The organism is Streptomyces sp. NPDC026377 (assembly GCF_055567715.1).
On record NZ_JBVHPV010000008.1, the window covers coordinates 194,153 to 212,728 of the forward strand.

The 18,576-nt window shown below is 69.6% G+C and carries 17 protein-coding genes; 10 read left to right on the top strand and 7 right to left on the bottom strand.

What is annotated here, in order from left to right:
- The first annotated feature begins 322 nt into the window (after positions 1-322).
- From ACZ4MU_RS19010 to ACZ4MU_RS19020, 3 genes are read left to right on the top strand one after another with little or no spacing between them, the layout of a single operon-like run.
- Positions 323-520 carry an acyl carrier protein gene (locus ACZ4MU_RS19010; RefSeq protein WP_467877969.1) on the top strand — a complete coding sequence of 66 codons (198 nt, stop codon included), beginning with the start codon at positions 323-325 and terminating at the stop codon, positions 518-520.
- On the top strand, positions 517-1,758 hold the full coding sequence (locus ACZ4MU_RS19015; RefSeq protein ID WP_467877639.1) for a beta-ketoacyl-[acyl-carrier-protein] synthase family protein: 1,242 nt from the start codon (positions 517-519) through the stop codon (positions 1,756-1,758). The genes ACZ4MU_RS19010 and ACZ4MU_RS19015 overlap by 4 nt, the downstream gene beginning before the upstream one ends.
- Positions 1,759-1,771: 13 nt before the next feature.
- Positions 1,772-2,734, top strand: coding sequence for an alpha/beta fold hydrolase (locus ACZ4MU_RS19020; RefSeq protein ID WP_467877642.1), 963 nt, complete (start codon positions 1,772-1,774; stop codon positions 2,732-2,734).
- On the opposite strand, the gene ACZ4MU_RS19025 is transcribed toward ACZ4MU_RS19020, so the two are convergent.
- Complete coding sequence (locus tag ACZ4MU_RS19025) at positions 2,682-3,548, bottom strand: SDR family NAD(P)-dependent oxidoreductase (RefSeq protein WP_467877645.1); 867 nt, start codon at positions 3,546-3,548, stop codon at positions 2,682-2,684. The two genes, ACZ4MU_RS19020 and ACZ4MU_RS19025, sit on opposite strands and share 53 nt — an antisense overlap.
- Before the next feature lie 335 nt (positions 3,549-3,883).
- A complete protein-coding gene (locus ACZ4MU_RS19030; protein WP_467877648.1) occupies positions 3,884-5,950 on the bottom strand; it encodes a trehalose-6-phosphate synthase in 2,067 nt (688 codons plus the stop codon).
- Positions 5,951-6,371: 421 nt separating this feature from the next.
- On the opposite strand from ACZ4MU_RS19030, the gene ACZ4MU_RS19035 reads away from it, so the two are divergent.
- The 3 genes from ACZ4MU_RS19035 to ACZ4MU_RS19045 all read left to right on the top strand — a co-directional run bounded on the left by ACZ4MU_RS19035 (position 6,372) and on the right by ACZ4MU_RS19045 (position 9,602).
- The gene (locus tag ACZ4MU_RS19035) at positions 6,372-7,682 is read left to right on the top strand and encodes a PP2C family protein-serine/threonine phosphatase (protein ID WP_467877650.1); all 1,311 of its coding nucleotides are present in this window, start codon (positions 6,372-6,374) and stop codon (positions 7,680-7,682) included.
- 162 nt (positions 7,683-7,844) lie between these two features.
- Positions 7,845-8,285, top strand: coding sequence for a DUF6299 family protein (locus tag ACZ4MU_RS19040; RefSeq protein WP_467877653.1), 441 nt, complete (start codon positions 7,845-7,847; stop codon positions 8,283-8,285).
- A gap of 666 nt (positions 8,286-8,951) precedes the next feature.
- Positions 8,952-9,602, top strand: a complete 651-nt coding sequence (locus tag ACZ4MU_RS19045) for a DUF998 domain-containing protein (RefSeq protein ID WP_467877656.1) — start codon at positions 8,952-8,954, stop codon at positions 9,600-9,602.
- 24 nt (positions 9,603-9,626) lie between these two features.
- On the opposite strand, the gene ACZ4MU_RS19050 is transcribed toward ACZ4MU_RS19045, so the two are convergent.
- Complete coding sequence (locus tag ACZ4MU_RS19050) at positions 9,627-9,818, bottom strand: chaplin (RefSeq protein ID WP_467877972.1); 192 nt, start codon at positions 9,816-9,818, stop codon at positions 9,627-9,629.
- Between the two features lie 590 nt (positions 9,819-10,408).
- Here ACZ4MU_RS19050 and ACZ4MU_RS19055 point away from each other — a divergent pair.
- The gene (locus ACZ4MU_RS19055) at positions 10,409-12,454 is read left to right on the top strand and encodes a M6 family metalloprotease domain-containing protein (RefSeq protein ID WP_467877659.1); all 2,046 of its coding nucleotides are present in this window, start codon (positions 10,409-10,411) and stop codon (positions 12,452-12,454) included.
- Here the strand turns inward: ACZ4MU_RS19055 and ACZ4MU_RS19060 are convergent.
- On the bottom strand, positions 12,431-12,976 hold the full coding sequence (locus ACZ4MU_RS19060) for a nitroreductase/quinone reductase family protein (RefSeq protein ID WP_467877661.1): 546 nt from the start codon (positions 12,974-12,976) through the stop codon (positions 12,431-12,433). The genes ACZ4MU_RS19055 and ACZ4MU_RS19060 overlap by 24 nt on opposite strands.
- A gap of 229 nt (positions 12,977-13,205) precedes the next feature.
- Between ACZ4MU_RS19060 and ACZ4MU_RS19065 the strand changes: the two genes are divergently transcribed.
- Positions 13,206-13,592, top strand: coding sequence for a winged helix-turn-helix transcriptional regulator (locus ACZ4MU_RS19065; RefSeq protein WP_467877664.1), 387 nt, complete (start codon positions 13,206-13,208; stop codon positions 13,590-13,592).
- 162 nt (positions 13,593-13,754) lie between these two features.
- Here the strand turns inward: ACZ4MU_RS19065 and ACZ4MU_RS19070 are convergent, their stop codons facing one another.
- A complete protein-coding gene (locus ACZ4MU_RS19070; RefSeq protein WP_467877667.1) occupies positions 13,755-14,180 on the bottom strand; it encodes a hypothetical protein in 426 nt (141 codons plus the stop codon).
- 222 nt (positions 14,181-14,402) lie between these two features.
- Positions 14,403-15,659 (bottom strand): beta-ketoacyl-[acyl-carrier-protein] synthase family protein, encoded by a 1,257-nt coding sequence (locus ACZ4MU_RS19075; RefSeq protein WP_467877669.1) that lies wholly within the window; start codon positions 15,657-15,659, stop codon positions 14,403-14,405.
- A 67-nt stretch (positions 15,660-15,726) separates the two neighbouring features.
- Here ACZ4MU_RS19075 and ACZ4MU_RS19080 point away from each other — a divergent pair, with 67 nt between their 5' ends.
- The gene (locus ACZ4MU_RS19080; RefSeq protein WP_467877672.1) at positions 15,727-16,365 is read left to right on the top strand and encodes a TetR/AcrR family transcriptional regulator; all 639 of its coding nucleotides are present in this window, start codon (positions 15,727-15,729) and stop codon (positions 16,363-16,365) included.
- Positions 16,366-16,542: 177 nt separating this feature from the next.
- Here the strand turns inward: ACZ4MU_RS19080 and ACZ4MU_RS19085 are convergent, their stop codons facing one another.
- Positions 16,543-17,202 carry a TetR/AcrR family transcriptional regulator gene (locus ACZ4MU_RS19085; RefSeq protein ID WP_467877674.1) on the bottom strand — a complete coding sequence of 220 codons (660 nt, stop codon included), beginning with the start codon at positions 17,200-17,202 and terminating at the stop codon, positions 16,543-16,545.
- 185 nt (positions 17,203-17,387) lie between these two features.
- Here ACZ4MU_RS19085 and ACZ4MU_RS19090 point away from each other — a divergent pair, with 185 nt between their 5' ends.
- Positions 17,388-18,506, top strand: a complete 1,119-nt coding sequence (locus ACZ4MU_RS19090) for a serine hydrolase domain-containing protein (RefSeq protein WP_467877676.1) — start codon at positions 17,388-17,390, stop codon at positions 18,504-18,506.
- Positions 18,507-18,576: the final 70 nt, after the last annotated feature.

Below are 18,576 nucleotides of genomic sequence, written 5' to 3' on the forward strand. Positions count from 1 at the left end.
CCGTGACCCATCACGCAAACCATCGGCCCTGCCCCGTCAAAGCCCTTTCGCGACGGTCGCGTTGGCCACCGAAGGGGCCCGGCCCCGCCGGTGTCCGGTGACCGGTGCCGAGCGGGAGCTGTGCTGACGGCCGCCCTCCGACCGGGGGCGGCCGGTGTCAATGCTTGTCGGTCATTACTCCGAATGGGTTCTCCCTGCCGCGCGCGCGCCACCTTGCGGGCAGGCGGACGTTGCCCTATGAGAAGCCTTCGGCTCGCGCCGAACAAGCAGGGAGCAGCAGTTGATTGATACCGCCGACCACGTAACCGCCTTGCTGACAAGGATGTTCCGGCTGTCGCCGGAGTCCGTGTCGGCCGAAGTGCCGCTGCACCGGCTGCACATCGACTCCCTGGCGCTGGAGGAGCTGCGTCTGGTCCTCGAGGACGAGCTGCAGATCGATCTGGAGGATGTGAACCTGACATCCCGCAGCACGGTCGGGCGGCTGGTGGACGCCGTGTGCGAGAAGGTAGTGATGGCGTGACGGCTGCGGGCACGACAGGCGGCGCGGTGGCGGTGACAGGGATCGGCCTGGTGACTGCGGCGGGTCACAACGCCAAGAGGACCTGGAGCGAGGTCACTTCTGCCGGGAGCCCCAGAGGAGTGCGCAGCCTGGAAGTGCTGCAGGGGTTGCCCTGTGACTTCATGTACACGGTCGAGGGGCTCGACATCGAGACGGAACTCGGACGGGAAACCTTGCTCATGGACCGCTTCGCCCAGTTTGCGGCGATCGCGGCCCGCGAAGCCGTGGCCGACGCCAACCTCGACCCCGACACCTGGGACGGCGCGCGCGTCGGCGTCGTCGTCGGCACGGCCCATGGCGGGCTGCATTACTACGACGAACAGCAGACCGTCCTGGCGGAACGCGGTGCCCGCAGGGTCGCGCCGAAGGTCGCACCATTGAGCGTGAACAACAACGCCGCCGGCAGCATCTGCCGCATCCTCGGCGCACGTGGGCCGAGTATGGCGGTGAGTACGGCCTGCGCTTCCGGCACCGATGCGATCGGCACCGCTCTGGACTGGCTGCGTGCAGGGCGGTGCGACATCGCTGTCGCCGGTGGGGCCGAGGCTCTGCGATCCCGGCTGATGTTCGCGAGTACCTGTCAGATGAGGGCACTGTCCACCCGCGTGCATGCTCCGGCCGCCGCCTGCCGGCCGTTCGACGTCGACCGGGACGGCTTCGTCGTCGGCGAAGGGGCGGGGCTGCTGGTGCTGGAACGCCTGGACCATGCCCAGGCCCGAGGCGCCACCATCCGAGCGTGCCTGGCCGGATACGGGTCGTCCAACGACGCCCGGTCTCCGGTCGCTCCTGACGAGAAGGGCCAAGGCATCGAGGCCGCGCTGCGCGCCGCGCTGGCCGACGCCGGCACCGCTGCCCAAGACATTGGCCATGTCAACGCCCACGGCACCTCGACCGTCATGAACGACCTCGTCGAAAGCGCCGCTCTGTACCGCGTCTTCGGCGACCGTCCGCTGGTCACCTCCACCAAAGCCATGACCGGCCACGCCCTGGGCGCCGCCGGCGGCATCGAGGCCGCTCTGACCGCCCTCGCCCTTGAGGATCAGCTGGTGCCCCCGACGGTGAACCTGGACGTGCAGGACCCGGGCGTGCCGGTCGAAGTGGTGGCCGGGACCGCCCGCCCCGCACGGCTGGAAGCGGCGGTCACATCGTCACTCGGCTTCGGCGGACACAATGCCGTACTCGTCCTCACCCGGGCCTGACATGGGGGGAACCATGCTCCGGGAATCTGTCCGCACCCTGACCGTGGACGGACTGTCGTACACCTACCGGCTGTTGCAGGCGGCCGCGCCACGGGCCGAGCCCCTCCTCGTGCTGGGCGGCGCGTTCCAGTCCCTGTACGACTGGCCCCAGCTGGAGGACGCGCTCACCGATGCCGCGAGTCTGGTCACCGTCGACCTGCCCGGCGCGGGCACCTCGGACTGGCCGCGACCCGAGCACACCATCGACACCCTCGACGCGGCACTCGCCGCTGTCATCGAGGACCTGAACGCACCACGCATCAACCTCTTCGGCTACTCCTACGGTTCCGTCCTCACCTTCCGCTACGCCCAGCGTCATCCCGAGCGCTGCGCCCGCCTCCTGCTCGGAGGCGTCCTCGCCCACATCACCGATGACCAGCTCGCGCGGTACAAAGAAGCCAGCAGACTACTGACGGCCGGCGACACCGAGGGGTTCGTCGACCAGATCGCCGCGGAGATGTTCTGTCTGGACGAGACCCGGTACGTGCATCGCCGCGAACTGGCCCTGCGCTACTTCCGGCGGACGCTGCTGAAAATCGCCCACCGCCAGCAGGCCCAGGCGCTCCTCGACCGTGTCTTCGGCTCCCGCACCGCCCTCACCGGCGGCCTGACGGGTGTCCCCACTTTGGTGTTCGCCGGCGAACACGACACCGTCAACGCCCCGCCCTGGCAACAGGCCTTCGCGTCAACCATTGACGACAGCCGGTTCATGACGGTTCCTGACTGCGATCACATGATGCTGATGGAGTGTCCCGCTACCGTCGCTTCCCTGGTCGCCTCTTTCGTCACCGGCCGACCGGTACCCGAGGGCTGTGTGCCATCATTCGGCGAACGGCAGGTCCATGGGCAGTGGGAGGGAACGCAGCGCTCGCCCCAGCGCGAGATCACCGACCCGCGTCACCGCCCGCGGGTATCGCATGTTCGGCCGCCCGGCTGACGTCTTCCCATGCTGCCCAGGTGTCCATGCGCCTGCGTGAGATGTCGAAGGCGAGGTCGTAGACCATGCTTCCCAGCAGCAGCCGCAACGGCGGCTCGTCACTGTCGACGAGCTTGAGCAACGCTTCGGCCGCCAGTTTCGGGTCACTGTCGATGGACCCCTCGGCGAACTGCTTCTCCAGTTCCGCGCGCAGTGGGCCGTACTCCTCCTTGCTGTCCGTGGTGTGCATAGCGCTGTAGAGACCGGTCCAGTAACCGCCCGGCTGCACGATGCTCACCTTCACACCAAAACCTGCCCCTTCCATGGCGAGCGCTTCGCTCATCCCCTCCAGTGCGAACTTGCTGGCGGCGTAGAGCCCCGTGCTGGGGAAACCGGCCAGCGAGCCGATGCTGGAGACCTGGACGATGTGCCCCGAGCCCTGCCCGCGCAAGGTGGGCAGCACCGCCTGGCTCACCCACAGCGCGCCGAAGAAGTTGGTGTCCATCTGGGCGCGGGCCTCGGCTTCGGTGAACTCTTCGATCATCCCCATCGACAGCGTCCCCGCGTTGTTGACGACGATGTCGAGCCTGCCGAAGTACGCGGCGGCCTCGGCGACGGCGGTGAACACGGCCTCCCGATCGGTCACGTCCAGCGTGAGGGGCAGCACCTGTCCGGGGTGCGCGGCCGCCAACTCCTCCAGGGGCCCGGCGCTGCGTGCTGCGGCCGCAACCCGGTCCCCCGCGGCCAGCGCCGCCTCGGCGAAGGCGCGGCCGAGGCCACGACTGGCTCCGGTGATGAACCAGACGCGGTCTGACCTATCGACTGACGTACGCACAGATGGTGCTCCTCCCCGAAATCGAGACGATACGTTCCGTCTCGCTTGACGCTTACTATGCCTCGCCCGAACTCCACCGTCAAGACGGACCGTCTCGCCACACTTCGCGGACCACAGCTTCGTCGGCCGATACTGAGCGTGGCTGGCTTCCCTGCACAGCCTGATGTCACCTGAGCGGCCCGCGACAGCCGCCTGGGGATGCCGCGCGGCTGTCGGAAGACCAAGGTGGCAGGGCCGTAACGATGGCGGCACCCTGGTCATCGATCCCGTCACGCACGGCCCGGCTTGGTGAGGGCGGCGCACCGGCTGACGGGCGACGGGCGACGGGCGAGCGTTCAGGCGTCGCTCCGCGTTCGTCCTGAGCCGATCTCCGCGAGGATGGCCTGGGCCCAGGCTGTGGGGTCCTCGCGCCCCAGGAGCCGGGCGAGGTCGGCCATGTGAGAGCGGCGTTGTGTCGGCGTCATCGCGAGGGCACGCTCAAGAGCGGCAGCCAGATCGGGCAGGGAAGAAGGGTCGGTCAGTACCGCCGCGGAGCCGAGCTGGTCGGCCGCACCCGCGAAACGCGAGAGGATCAGCACCCCCTCGCCGCCGGTGGCGCTCTTCGCGGCGATGAATTCCTTGGCCGTGAGGTTTATGCCGTCCGCCAGGGAGGTGACCCAGAAGACGTCGGCCCGGACGTAGTGGTCAATCACCTGGTCGAAAGGCAGAGTCCGGGGGATGTAGTCCACCGGCTGCCAGGTGGTGTCGCCCCACCTGCTGTTGAGGGCGTCGATGGCACGCTCCAAGCAGGTGCGCGTGGCGTCGTACGTACGGATGCCCGGCTGGGGCGGCGGGCAGACCAGGCGGAAGCGAAGCCGTCCGCGCAGGGCGGGGCGCTTGGCGAGCAGTGCGGCAAGGGCCTGCACCTTCTGGACGGGTGCCTTGGCATAGTCCAGACGCTCCACCGACAGCACGACGGTTTCGCCCGGGTCCCGCGCTGGGTGCGCGCGGGCGCGGGCCAGGGCTTCGACGGCGTGACGGTCGATACCGAGGGGGTGTACTCCGGTGCGCGGTATGCGGTCGGTGCCCGCAAGTGCATCGCGGAAGTTCCTGGCGAAGTCGTCGGTGTGGAATCCGGCCCAGTCCAGGCACGACAGGGAACGCCGGAGCTGTGCAGCGCGCGGCAGAAGGTCGAAGACGGGGGCGGCGGGGAAGGGCGTGTGGTGGAAGAGCCCGGTGCGCAGGTCCGGCCGAGACGCGCGGAGTATGCCCGGTACGAGCCAGAGGTTGTAGTCGTGCAGCCAGACCGTGGCGCCTTGGGCGGCGTGGTCACTGATGTGCTCGGCGAAGGCGGCGTTGACATGCGTGTAGTCCGCCCACGCTGTGGGATCGTCGGAGCGGAGGTGCTCGGGGTGGGAGACGAGAGCCGGCCACAGCCCTTCCTTGCAGGCTCGGTGGAAGTAGCCGGCCCAGCGCGTTGGCGTGAGGGGCAGGACGGCCAACGGCAGTCCGGTCACGTCCGCCAAGTCCTCGGCTGCGCACGGGTGTTCAACGTCGACGACAGCGGTGGCCCAGACGGTGTCCGGGAGGACGGTGCGGTCGCGGAGGACCGTTTGCAGCGTGGGCAGGATCCCGTTGGGGCTGACCGGAGGCTGCCACCTTCCCCCTTTCCACTCCAGCGGCGGCCGGTGGTAGGCGATCACTGTTCCATAGGTTTGCCGCCCGACCCATCCGAAGTGCTCCAGCGCCGAGAGGACGGCACCCGCCCCCGGTACGTCTGGTCGGTGAACATGGGGCCCCGGCGCCACATGCCGGGCAAGGGCCGGCTCACTGTCGGGCATCAGGACGGCAAGCGTGTCCTCCTGGAAGAGCGAGAGATCGTTGAGGGAGTTCCCAGCCACAAGGGTCCGCTCCGGGGACCAGTGCAGTTTGCCCGCCAGGAGCCTCAGGGCGCTGCCCTTGCTCACCGCGGCGGGCAGCACGTCGAAGTAGCGGTCGTCTGAGTACTGCCAGGTGCAACCCAGCGCCTGCACCGCTCGGATGATCTCGTCGCTGAGGTGGTCGGGGTGCAGGAAGTAGGAGCACCGGCCGTTCTGTACGACCCCCTCCTGGTAGAGGAGGTGGTGGTACGGCCGAAGCGACGCGCGTACGTGTTCGTGCCCGGGCCAGCCGGTACGCAGCTGGTCCTGAATGTCGTGCAAGGGGCTCAGGTCAGTGCCGTCCACGACGCTCGCGCCCACGTCGGCGATGATCCACCGAGGTGGGGGAACGAGAGGGTCGCAGCGCAGAAGCTCATCGACGGAAGCCACGCTGCGGCCGGTGGCGAACACCACCACGATCTCCGGGTGGCCGGCCAGCGTTTCCAGGAGCCTGCGGCGATCGGTGTCCGGGCCGCCGAGCAGGGTGCCGTCCAGGTCGGTCACCAGAGTCCTGCCGACTGTCTCCTTGCCTGTTCGCGGTGGCCCACCGCGTGGGTGCTCGGGACTCAATCCGTACGTCACCGCCTTCCATCCGGCACAGTAATCGCGGTGGCTCCGAACGGTTGGGGAGCGCACTCGCGACTCGCCGATGGTGTCGGGCGCCGGGTTTTACGGAGTCCCGGTAGAGGCAATACCGGGCCTCAGCAACAGCACCAGGCACCATCACGGTGAGAGCCCTCGGAATCTGCGGTGGTCGCCCTCCCGCGTGACACGACCGGAGCGCACGTGACACCGCGCCGCACCACGGCGCACCACCGGTTGTCGCAGCGCCGGCCGCGAAGGGAGGTGTCAGGCACTTTACGGGGAAGGCATAGCCCTACCCGGTCCTGCTCGTTGGGCGTGGGATTGGCCGGAAGGGATGGGAATGAACGACTTCGAGGTGGACCAGGTGGTCCAGCGGGCCCTGGACCGCCTGACGCTGCTGGCCGAGACCACCACCGCCATGACCAGCACGCTCGACTCCTACGCCGCAGTCCGCCGGGTGTGCCGCATCCTTGTGCCCCAGTTGGCCGACTGGTGCGCGGTCGACCTGCTCAACGACGACGGGCGCCCTCGCAGGGTCAGCGTCGTCCACCGCGATCCCGCCATACTGCCGGTCGGCGGACTGACCGGCCTCCTGCCCGACGTCCCGGAAGAGCCCGTCGGTCCGCTCGCCCGCGTGCTCAACGGCGCCGGTCCCCTGCTGCTGACCGCAGCCGACATCCCCAGCCCCGACCAGGCCACCGGCCCGCTCCATGCCCGTCAGCTCGAACTGTTCGACCAGCTCGGCACCGATACGGCCGTCGTCGCCCCCGTACGTGCCCGCCGCCAAGTCCTCGGCGCTCTGACCATCGGCCGCTCCGCCGACCGCGCCCCGCTCACCTACGACGACCTCGACATGGTGGAGGACCTGACCCACCGCATCGCCCTCGGCGTCGACAACGCCCGGCTGCACCGCGAGACCCAGCACATCGCCGAACGCCTCCAGCGCTCCCTCCTTCCCACCCTCCCCCGAAATGGCCCGCTGCAGATGGCCGCCCGCTACGCGCCCGCCGCAACCACCGCCGAAGTCGGCGGCGACTGGTACGACAGTTTCCCGCTGCCCAGCGGCAGCATCACCATGATCATGGGCGACGTCACGGGTCACGATCTGCGCGCCGCGATCACCATGAGCCAGCTGCGCAACATGCTCCGCGGGATCGGCTGCGACCGCCAGGAACCCCCTGGGCACATCCTGCGCCGCCTCGACCTGGCTCACCAATCGCTCTACCCGCAGGCCACGGCCACCTGCCTGTACGCCCTGCTCAACCAGAAAGCTCAGCAAGGCTGGACGATCACCTACTCCAGCGCCGGGCACCCCCCGCCCCTGCTGATCACCCATGAGGGCGACACCCGCTACCTCAAGGGAGGCCGCGGCCTGCTCCTCGGCGTCGATCCCACGCTCCCGCGCCACGACGCCACCGAAACCCTCCCCGCCCGCTCGATCGTGCTCATGTACACCGACGGGCTCATCGAACGCCGCGGCGAGGACCTCACCCACGGGCTCACCCGTCTACGGCAGCACGCCGCTGCCCTCGCCCGCGAAGACCTCGACACCTTCTGCGACGAACTCCTCGCCGGTATGGCCACCGACCACGCCGACGACATCGCCCTGCTCGTCGCACGAACGCCCGCCCAGCCACAGCGACCCCGGTGACCCGACGGCCGACCCCGCACCCCTCAATGGCCCCGCCCGACGGCCCGCAGGCGGTGTGGACGGCCCGATGGAAGGCGGAACCGCTCTGCCCGAGTGGTGTCGGTCATCATCCTCAGAGCGTGCGCCCTGCATGATGAAAGCCTCTTCCCAGGAGGCACCCCCATGACTGTGCGCCAGTTGATCACCGGCACGGCCACTGCTGCCGCACTGCTGCTCGGCGCGTTGCCCGCAGTCGCCCTGCCGCCAGGCCTCATCCCGGCCGTGTCCGACGAGCAGGTGACTGTCGATTCCACCGGCACGCTCAAGCCCGACGGGGCCGTCACCCTCTCCGGTACCTACCGCTGCCGCCAGGCCGCAGGAATCGTGTTCGTGTCCTCGTCCCTGTCACAAGCCGATCCCCGGGTGCACCACGGCATCGGTGGCGCCCCCGCGCTCTGCGACGGCGCCGAACACCGCTGGGTCAACTCCGATACCCGCCCGAAGACCTTCGTTCCGGGTAAGGCCCGTGTCGAGGCGACCGTGATGGAACTGAGCAGCGGCATGCTGCCGATTCCCCGCCTCCACGCCGTCCAGCAGCAGGACATCACCCTCGTCAGCGGCTGAGCCGACCTGGCCGAACGCATCCACCATCTGCAGGACACCATCCAAGCGACGTACCGGGCCCCCTCGTCCCGGTGCGCTGTGACATCGCACGCGACCAGGCCATCTACGTCGAGTCCAAGGTCTGGGTCACACACGCTGTGAAGCCGCCCCGACGCCACCGCGTGGTCCAGGAAACAGGCCGCAGGCCGCGACTGAACGAGCGGTGCCGCGGTGATGACCGGACCCTGCGGGTGTTCGGTGATCAGCCAGCCCCGTAGCGGGCCAAGAGCTGTGCGAACTGGATCTGGAACGCCTTTCGCTGTTCGGCGGCGAAACGGTGGCGTACCTGGTGGAGGCGGTCTGGTGCCGCGGCACCCGCCTGGCGGCATGAGGGCGGCACTTCCCGCCGCTGGAACGGACTCACCGCGCGCCGCGCGGAACCGGTCCTGGCCGACGACGGGTCCGCAGCTCGGGTCCACGAGCATGCCCGCTGTATGAGCTGGCCATTCGGCTGATGAGCGTGTCGGCACGTCCGGCCGCGGGAAGTGCACTTGCATGACGTGTGAGCCACCGTCCGACCAGCCGCGTGGGAGACCCCGTCGGCCTGCGGCCGTTGGTGCCGACACAGCAGCCGGTCCCGCCGCTGGACGGCGGCGGGCCGCCTTCACCCTCCTGGCCGTCGCCTCGGTGGCGTACAACGGCTGGCTCCTGGAGCTCTGGGTGCCCACCGGGCTGGACCCCGCCAACTCGTACGTCAGTGAGGCATTCGCCGCCGACCAGCCACACCGCGCTCTCTTCAGCGTCATCGAACTCAGCTGTGCCGCGTTGCTGGTCTCGGCAGCGCTCTGCATGTATCCGCGCAGTGTGCGGACGCTCCCCCGGGCAGGGTGGGTGGCGGTCGGGGCGTTCGGTGGGTTCTCAGGCCTGGATGTGATGGTGCCGATACGGTGTGCGCCATCCCTCGGAGGCGGCTGCGAACCGGTCAACCCCTGGCACACCACGACCAGCGGGTTGGTTCATTTCGCGCTCTTCGCCTCGATGGCGTTGTTCGTCGCGGACACGCGACGCCACCACGGGGGCAGCCAGGGCCCCATACGGCAGTGGGGCCCATGGCTCCTGCTCTTCTCGATGGCGGCCGCCCTGGCCACCGTCGGCCCCCTGTTCGGCCACCCGGGGGGCCACGGCGTCACCCAGCGCCTGCATCTACTGTGCGTCGGCCTCTGGTTCCTTCTGCTGGCGGCCGACCTGCGGGCAGGCGCGGTCCCGCTCCGCCGCGAGCTCCGTTCCGGCGCGGCAGATGGCGGCCCGTCCACGCCCGAACGGGAGCTCAGCTCCTGAGACAGGCCCTCCCACCCGGATCGGTCAGTCGTTGACGCAGGTGTTCGCGAAGGCGGGGTTGAACAGCCCGATCACATTGACGGTGTTGCCGCACGCGTTGACGGGCACGTGCACGGGAACCTGAATCGTGTTCCCCGAGATCACACCGGGCGACTTCAGGGCCGCACCCTGGGCGCCCGCGTCGGCGAAAGCCCAAGAGGCACCACCAGCAACCATCGCGCCCGCAGCCAGAACGGCGGCGGACAGCTTCTTGAATGAAGACACAGTGCATACTCCTGGGCGCAAGAAGACCAACCACGCCCCTGCCGGACAGCAAGGACACCCACCTCAACGCACCACTCCCCCACAGGTCACCCTGTCGTCCAAAGCCATATGAGTGACACCGCGTCCGGGAAGCCAGGTGAAAGACACCGGGGAACGGAACACAGGCGTGCGCCCGGCCACGCAGCCAACCCTTGGCGGTCAGCCGCGATGACCACCCGTCAGTTCCACACCGCACAGTTCCGGCCAAGAGCGGTGCGCCACGGCTTACGGCACTCACCTCGTCAGAAGCCGGGCCCTGGTGGTTGCCCGATCCCCAGGAGTCGACGATCCGGCGTCCTGGCCGGTAAGTGGTGTTCCGGCCACAAGGGGGCGCCTGCGGCCGGAGCCGCGCCCGGCACCCTGGCGTCGCGCTGCCCACGGCTCTACCGTGACACGGAGGCCGCACCCCGCCACAGCGCACCGTTATTGTCATGGCCCGGTCATATCCGGTCCAGCCATTCCCCGCACACCGTGACCTGATGACTCCAGGCAAGAGGTGAGCCATGTCCGCACATCGCAGAGGTCTGCGCCGGCCACACCGGCCACGCAGACCCCGCCAACTCAGTGTCGTCTTCCTGCTCCTCGGCATCATCGCCGCCGTCGCAGCCGGGCCCGCCCGGGCGACGCCGGATGCCGCACCGGGGAGCTCGCCCCTGGTACGGCCGGTCGACCCTCAGCACTGGCGCAACCCCGACGACATGACCTGGGCCGAATACCGCTCCGTCCCCGGCACGGACTGGGCCGACCCCAACCGCCGTCCCACCACCCGCAAGTTCAAAGGCGCTCTGGTCCTGCTCGACTACGCCGACGAGGAGTTCTCGGTCACCAAAGCCGCCGGCGCCGCCAAGTTCGGCAATCCGCTGCCCAGCGCCTCCGGCATCCCCCGCTCCCAGCTCCCCAAGTTCTACGAGGACTTCCTCAACAAGCCCGGCGCCCTCAACCACGGCCACACCATCAACGAGTACTGGATGGAGGATTCCGGCGGCCGTTTCGGCGTCGGGCTGACCGCCTTCGGCGCCTACCGCATGCCGGGCAAGTCCTACCAGTACGGTATCGAGCCCGGCATGAATCCGGACGCCTGCCCCGTGGGCGCGACCTGCGGGAAGGACATCCGCGCCGACGGCAAACGGGCCTGGGTCGCCGACGTGGGCGCCGGCAGGGCCGGCGAGTTCGACTTCGTCTTCTACCTCACCGCGGGAGTGGACGAGTCCTCCGCCTGGCAGGAGTTCGGGCCGATGAAGTTCGCCTCCGCCCAGGACGTACCGGCCGCGTGGGGGCCTCCCTCCCCCATCGCCTCAGGGCAGAACGCGGCGCGGACCCGCTATGTGCCGTGGACGTCGTGGCAGGCCGCCGCCCGTATCTGGCCCAACGCGGCGAACGGCTCCTCCACGCAGGCCGAGAGCTCCGGCATGGCCACCTTCGCCCATGAACTGAGCCACATCCTGGGCATCGGCGACAACTACAACAACCCCTACGGAACACCGCTCAGCCGTTCCTACACCGGCATCTGGGGCATGCTCTCGCGCGGTTCGTTCAACGGACCCGGCGGCCCGCACACCCGGTGGCAGATACCCGCCACCGCCGGGGGTTCCATGGGTGCCCAGCACGTCCTGCGCGACAAGCTCAAACTCGGCATGGTCGACGAGAAGAACGTCCTGCGCCTGGACCGCGACGCCCTGAAGGACTCCGGCCTCGTCGTCGCCCGCGTCACCGCCCGCTCCGCCCCGCCCGGAGACAAAGGGCTGACCGGCCTCAACATCACCATGGCCCGCGACCTGTCACCGGCCTGCGACCGGACGACCGACCCGCTGTGCGACGGCGGCGGCTACGACAACTACACCGTCGAGGTCGTCGACCGCATGGGCATGGACTCCTTCACCCCCGACAGCGGTGTTCTCCTCAGCAAGACCAAGAACGCCGACCGGGCGCCGTTCGCCTGGGTGGTCGACGCCCACCCCGAAGACATCGGCCTGGTGGACTTCATTCGCCCCGACGGCACACCACAGAAGATCACGATGGGTGACTACCGGCAGCTCAGCGACGCGCTCTTCCACGCCGGGGCAGACTCCGGCAGCTCGTACGAGTACATCGACGAGGCCAACCGGCTGCACTTCTACGTCCTCGACGTGCGACGCGACGCCACCGGCGTGCTCTCCTACGACATCGGTATCAAGTCCTTGGACGGAGCCGGCCCGCAGGCCCGAGCGGTCGCCCTCACCAAGGGCTCCGTCAAGAACAAACCCGCCACGGGCCGGGCGGTGTGCACCTTCCGCCTCACCAACACCGGGCAGCCCGCCCCCGACAACCAGCCCCACCTGTCCTCCGACATCTACCGTCTGACCGCCACCACCTCGGCACACGGCTGGTCGGCCTGGCTCCCGACCCGCCTCACGGCCACGGCCGCCGCCACGTCCGTTCCCGTCGACGTCGCCGTCACCGCGAAGCCGGATGCCGAACGCAAGGGCACCATCGTCCTGACCGCCCGCTCGGAGAGCGACCCGGCCAAGACGGCCCAGGCCACCTGCTCACTGCCGAAACCAGGCAGGTGACCTCTCCCCCGCAGGGTGTGGGGCGACCGGGCCGCATCCGGCCCGGCTTGCCCCACACCATCCCCGATCAGGCGGTGAGGCCCGGCGAACACACATTCCCCGCGTCCGTCGGGTGACGAGGACCAGCGGGATCTCCCGAGCCGTCCCGGAGCGGTAGGCCGCGTACGAAGGCATCGCGGCAATCACCGCCGGCCACAAACGGGCGGACTCCGCGGCCGTGGCCGGTCGCGCTGTCGCCGGGAAGGCGTCCGAGCCGACCTGAAGGGTGACTTCCGGGGTGGCCAACAGGTTCAGGTACCAGGCCGGGTGGTGGTCCGCACCCGCGTTGGACGCCGTCAGGACATAGGCGTCCTCGTCCCGGACGTAGGCCAGCGCCGTGCGGCGCAATAGGCCGGACTTGCGGCCACGGGTTGTCAGGAGCAGGTCGGCGACCCCGGGGCGGGGGCGGCCGCCGGTCTCCTCGAAGCGGCGGATGTGGTCGGCGATCCAAGGAGTCGGGTTGTCGTGGATCATCTCGGTCATACCGCGGCCACCTCCGCGCGTGTCCGCCGCGGTGCCATGACCCCGACGTCGTCCAGCGGTGCGCCGACAAGGTTCACGGCCTTGTGGCCCCGCCGTCCGGCCCGCGCTGCGGCCCCCCGGCCGATCCCGCTGCACACCCCAAGGAAGATGTTGCTGCTCTGCGTTTCCATGGGCCGGAGCGTAGGCCGGGGGCTGGTTTCCGATCGGATACCGCCCTACGGTGTGGATCATGACAAAGCCGCAGGCCGACCGGAGGCCGCTGGATCCGGAGATGTTCGACCCTGTCTGTCCGTCCCCGCTGGTGCCGTTCCGCGTGGGCGACAAGTGGGCCCCGCTCATCCTGCGGTGCCTGCAGGACGGTCCGCGCCGATTCTCGGAGCTCAGAGTGCCGCTGCGGGGCATCACGGCCAAGTCGTTGACGCAGTCCCTCCGCAGACTGGAACGGGACGGTTTCGTCGAACGGAAGGAGTACGAGGGTGCCGAGCGCCGTGTCGAGTACGCCTTGACACCGCTCGGCCTGGGCCTGTTGGGCCCGCTGGACGCGGCCTGTGAGTGGACGCGGGACCACTGGGACGAGCTGATCGATGCTCAGGAAGCAAACATGCCGGGTGGCTGATGATCCTCGCGCCGCCGGAGCCGGGTCTCGGGGCGGGCCGGCGCCGGGACCACCGAACGCGCCCGGTCCCGGCTCACCAGCCCCTCCCTCTGGGCCGGCCCCCGACGGCACCTGACAGCACTCCCGCAGAAAGCCGTACGCGGGAGCGCGTGCGCGTAGGGGTCAGGCCATGCTCATCCAGCCCTCCAACACGGCCTCGCGCTCCCGGGAGCGCAGGACTTCCACGGGCCGGACTTCATTCCACCAGGTTGTCAGCTCTGCGGGCGAGGACTCACCGCGCGTGAAGCGGGCGAGCAGCCCCAGGGAGAGATCGACTTCTCGCTGGGTGTACGCGATCGCAGCGCCGGAGTACACCGGCGACTCGATGCGCTCGCCTTCCGTCGTGGTGACGGCGACCGTCATCTCGGCCGGGCTGCCGGGCACCCAGGCGTCGAGAGCCGCGGCGGCCACGGACAGTCCGCGGGCCGCCCATCGCACGAGCGTGGAGCGGATCGGTACTTCTGTCACCTGGACATCCAGCACCGCCGACCAGCGCCAGGCATGCGGAGCGGGGCCGGTGATCCGCACTCCCACCGGCGAGAGCAGCACACCCGGTCCCCCCGCTGCGGGAGGCGTACCCACATACACCCTTTCCCCGTTGACCCAGAAGAGACCTATGGTGCTGCCCGTCCGGTCGGGTGCGTGGGCGGGCAGTGACGGTTCCACAATCAGCTCCATCTGTTCGGCCGCTGCGCGGCGATCATGTCGAAACAACCGAACATAGACCAGAGCGGCAGCCGACCGCCGCAATCACGCCACGGTCCGCCGGTCTCACCCCGTATGACCGGTGTCGGTGCCGGTGTCGGCGCTGGTGAAGATGAGGGAGACGTTCTGTCCTCCGAAGCCGAACGAGTTGCTGAGCACGGCCTCTTGGGGGGTGTCCCGTCGCTCCGCGACGACATCGAGATCGATGTCGGGGTCGACGCCGGCCGCGGTGAGGTTGCGGGTCGGCGGTATGACGCCGTGCTCCACGCTGAGGACGGCGATGAGCGCTTCGATCGCGCCGGCAGCGCCGAAGAGGTGGCCGAGCGACGCCTTGGGGGCGGTCACGGCCACGCGCCCCAGGACCCCCCTGATCGCGTTCGCCTCGGCCACGTCGCCGACCGGGGTTCCCGTGGCGTGGGCGTTGACGTGACTGATCCGCTCGGGAGCCAGACCGGCTTGTGCGAGAGCCTTGCGCATGGCGGAGACCTGTCCGGAGCCGTCGGGGGCCGGTGCCGTGATGTGGTGCGCGTCGGCGGCGATGCCGGCGCCCGCGAGTACCGCGTGGACGCGCGCGTTGCGGGCACGGGCATGCTCGGCGCTTTCGAGCACCATGACGGCGGCGCCTTCGCTGAGAACAAATCCGCAGCGGTCCTCGGCGAACGGCCGTGACGCCGAAGCGGGTTCCTCGGTGTGCCGTGACAGCGCCTGCGCCTGGACGAAGCCCGCGACGGTGATCGGAGTGATCGCGGCCTCCGTTCCGCCCGCGATGACCACGTCCGCCTCGCCCGCACGGATGAGCCTGGCTGCCAGGGCGATCGCCTCGGCACCGGAAGAGCACGCCGAGACAGGGGTGTAGGACCCGGCCCGCGCACCGTATTCGATACTGATCAGCGCCGCCGCCGCATTGGGCATGAGCATGGGGACCGTGCGGGGCGAGACGCGCCGAGTCCCGTTCGCCTCCAGTACGTCGTCCTCCTTCAACAGCGTCTGTACGCCGCCGATGCCTGTGCCGATCGCCGACGCGAGCCGGTCCGGGTCCACTTCCGGGGAGCCCGCGTCGGCCCAGGCTTCGGCCGCCGCGGCGAAGGCCGCCTGCTGCGAGCGGTCGAGCCGCCTGGCCCGCACCGGCGCCAGCAACGTGGCGGGATCGACCGCCATCGTCCCGGCGACGACTTCGGGGAGGCCGACGTCGTCGTGGCCGCGCAGGGCATCGCCGCGGATGCCGGACTCACCGGCGAGCAGGGCCTCCCAGGTGGACCTCACGTCTCCCCCGAGCGGCGTGATCGCGCCGAGTCCGGTCACGACGACTTCAGTCCCTCGCATACGCTCCAACCTTTCTTGTATGCCATACAAGTGGGCGAGGTCTTGTTGTATCACATACAATCCGGGGGTGGAGAAGCAGTCATCCAGAGCACAGGCAACGCCGGCCCGGGCGCTCGAACGCGGTCGCGCGACGAAGCGTCGGCTGATCGAGGTCACTGCCCGGCTCTGCGAGGAGCGGCCCGGTGCCGAGGTGAGCGTCGCGGAGATCGCGAAGGCGGCCGGTGTCTTCCCCAACCAGGTCACCTACCACTTCGGCTCCAAGGACTCACTGCTCGTGCACGCCGCCTTCCTCGGCCTGCTGCACGACACCCGGCGCATTGAGCGCATCGGCCGCCAGGCCTCCGACGCGGCGGCGTTTCGACGTAACATCGCCCGGGCCGTGCTGTCTCTGCCCTCGCTCCCCTCGGTCGCCCGGGCACTCGCGACCGGGATCTCCAAGCCCGAACTCGCGCCCGTGATCGACCGGCACCTCCAGCTGCTGTTCCGGCAATCCGAGCGCTTCGTGAGCCGGTTCATCGACGAGCGCGGCTGGCAAGCCCGCCGACCGCTCAACGTGGAGGCCAGGACGTTCTGGAGCACCGCGCTCGGCGCCGTGCTGCTCGTCCGCGCCGGGGCCCACGGCACCAACGCCGAACTCGACCTCGCCGGAACACTGACCATTCACGACGAACCCGAGCCCTCTACGCCGGCGTCCCGCCAGTCCTGACGGGGGCGCCGGATCCCCGACCGGCCGGGACACGGACAGCGCGGCCCCTCGCAGCGAGCCGCGGGCGCGCCAGAAGGCTCAGCGCGGCGCTCACCGCCCTGAGCAGCGCCTCGTCACCGGCGCCCTCGGCGGCGATCTCTTCCGGCCCGGCACTCCCGGTGGTGCGGGAGAAAACCCCTACCGCAGGCTGATCGCGGCCTCGATCTGGGCGAGTTGGGCGGCGAGGATCTCCTCGAAGGCGGCGCGGCGGTCCGCCCCGAGAGGGCGGACGTCACGGGCGAAGTGCGCCAGAGCGGGGAAGCGTTCGGGGTCGGCGCCCAGCACCGCGACACGGAAGTGCTCCATGCCCTGCTCGTGCTCCTCCGGGGTGACCGCGCCCATCCCGGCCTCGGAGGTGACCAGGGCGGCGATGAGGACCGCGATCCGGTGGTAGCACACCGGGATCTCCTCGTCGCTCAGCCCCGAGGCGCGCAGCGCCTGCAGCACCTCTTCCATGACGAGCCGGGAACCGGCGCCGCCCGACGCGTAACGTCCCCAGACCGCGGCGAGCTGGGGCTGCCGGCCGAAGGCATCCCTGACGCGCAGCGCCAGGGCGGTGATGCGCTGCTTCCAGTCGCCCTCGGCGCGATGGCCGTCCACGGCGGCGAGAAGGATCCGGTCGGCGACGGCGCGCAGCAGTTCGGTCTTGCTGCGGAAGTGGCGGTAGAGGCTGGAGGAATCCGTCCCGAGGGTCGCGGCCAGCTTGCGCACGCTGAACGAGTCCGTGTCGCTCGTGCGCAGCAACTCCGCCGCCGCGTCCAGGATCTCTTCGGTCGACCAACGCCTGCGGCCTGCCATGGTGCTCCTCTCTCCGGATGCCACCCTAACCCATGCACTTGGTGTTGCACGCACCGCGTGCATAATGAGGACAAGAGCATGCCGAGCAGCCCGACAGCTGAGGTGGCGTGCCGATTCGTGCCCCGATATCCGGAGGCGGGCGACCGACGCGGAGCCCGCCCGCGGAAGACGAAAGGACGCATGACATGAGGAACAACCTGGACCGCGCGGCGCTGGACGCGGCCATGGAAGCCGTCCACCGCGCCGGGATACCGGGCCTGTTCGCCGAGGTGCGGGACGGCGAACAGGTCTGGCGAGGCGCTGCCGGGGTCGCCGATGTGGTCACCGGCCGCCCGGTCACCGCCGACATGCGCCACCGTGTCGGCAGCGTCACCAAGACCTTCACGGCCGCCGCGGTGCTCCAGCAGGCCGAGGCCGGGCGGATCGGGCTCGACACACCGATCGGCCAGTACCTTCCGAAGCTGGTTCCCGGAGAACGCGGTGAGGCGATCACGGTCCGGATGCTGATCAACCACACCAGCGGCCTGGCCGAATACCTCCCGTACGCGTACTCCTCCCTCAAGGCCTACCCCGCCCTCGCCGACACCGGGCCCGAGAGCCTGGACGACCATCGGCTCACACGGTTCGAACCCACCGAACTGATCGAGATGGGTGTCACCGCACCTGCCGTCGGCACCCCAGGGGGCACACTGGGGGTGTACTCCAACACCAACTACCTGCTCCTCGTCCAACTTCTGGAACAAGCGACCGGCACCCCGGCCGAGCAGTACATCACCGAGAACGTCATCGAGCGCGCCGGACTCCGGGACACCGGGTTCCCCACCCGGCCGTACGTCGAAGGGCCGCACTCGCTGCTCTACGAAGCGTGGTTCGGCATGATCGATCCACCCCGGGACTACAGCGTCTACGACATGTCGTGGGTGGGGCCGTCGGCCTCGCTGATATCGACCGTCTCGGACCTCAACCGCTTCTACGGCAGACTGCTGGCCGGGGACATCGTGAGCCCGTCCTCGCTGGAGCAGATGCAGCGCACTGTCCGGATCGTCTCCCAAGAGGGAAAAACCATCGACTACGGCCTCGGCCTGCACCCGACGGAGGCCGCCGGCCAGGACACCTTCTGGGGCCACGGCGGTACGGTCTGGGGTGGCGGAACACTGGCCATGACCCGGGCCGACGGCGGGCGGCAGATGGCGATCGCGGTCAACATGCAGAGGTGGAACAGGCTCGACTCCTCCGGCAGGCCGCAGCCCCACCCCATCGACGACGCGCTGGCGGCCCTCTTCCGCGTGGCGATGTACGGCTGACGTGGATTCAGGAGGCGCCGCGGCCCGCCTGTGGCGCCTCCAGCCGGGCTGCGGCTACAGCTACGGAGCT

Excerpts from the sequence above, each read along its gene's own strand:
- ACZ4MU_RS19055 (WP_467877659.1), top strand. The coding sequence starts at position 10,409 with ATGTCCGCACATCGCAGAGGTCTGCGCCGGCCACACCGGCCACGCAGA.
- ACZ4MU_RS19035 (WP_467877650.1), top strand. The coding sequence starts at position 6,372 with ATGAACGACTTCGAGGTGGACCAGGTGGTCCAGCGGGCCCTGGACCGC.
- ACZ4MU_RS19090 (WP_467877676.1), top strand. The coding sequence starts at position 17,388 with ATGAGGAACAACCTGGACCGCGCGGCGCTGGACGCGGCCATGGAAGCC.
- ACZ4MU_RS19065 (WP_467877664.1), top strand. The coding sequence starts at position 13,206 with ATGACAAAGCCGCAGGCCGACCGGAGGCCGCTGGATCCGGAGATGTTC.
- ACZ4MU_RS19085 (WP_467877674.1), bottom strand. The coding sequence starts at position 17,202 with ATGGCAGGCCGCAGGCGTTGGTCGACCGAAGAGATCCTGGACGCGGCG.
- ACZ4MU_RS19020 (WP_467877642.1), top strand. The coding sequence starts at position 1,772 with ATGCTCCGGGAATCTGTCCGCACCCTGACCGTGGACGGACTGTCGTAC.
- ACZ4MU_RS19050 (WP_467877972.1), bottom strand. The coding sequence starts at position 9,818 with ATGGTTGCTGGTGGTGCCTCTTGGGCTTTCGCCGACGCGGGCGCCCAG.
- ACZ4MU_RS19010 (WP_467877969.1), top strand. The coding sequence starts at position 323 with ATGTTCCGGCTGTCGCCGGAGTCCGTGTCGGCCGAAGTGCCGCTGCAC.
- ACZ4MU_RS19060 (WP_467877661.1), bottom strand. The coding sequence starts at position 12,976 with ATGACCGAGATGATCCACGACAACCCGACTCCTTGGATCGCCGACCAC.
- ACZ4MU_RS19040 (WP_467877653.1), top strand. The coding sequence starts at position 7,845 with ATGACTGTGCGCCAGTTGATCACCGGCACGGCCACTGCTGCCGCACTG.
- ACZ4MU_RS19075 (WP_467877669.1), bottom strand. The coding sequence starts at position 15,659 with ATGCGAGGGACTGAAGTCGTCGTGACCGGACTCGGCGCGATCACGCCG.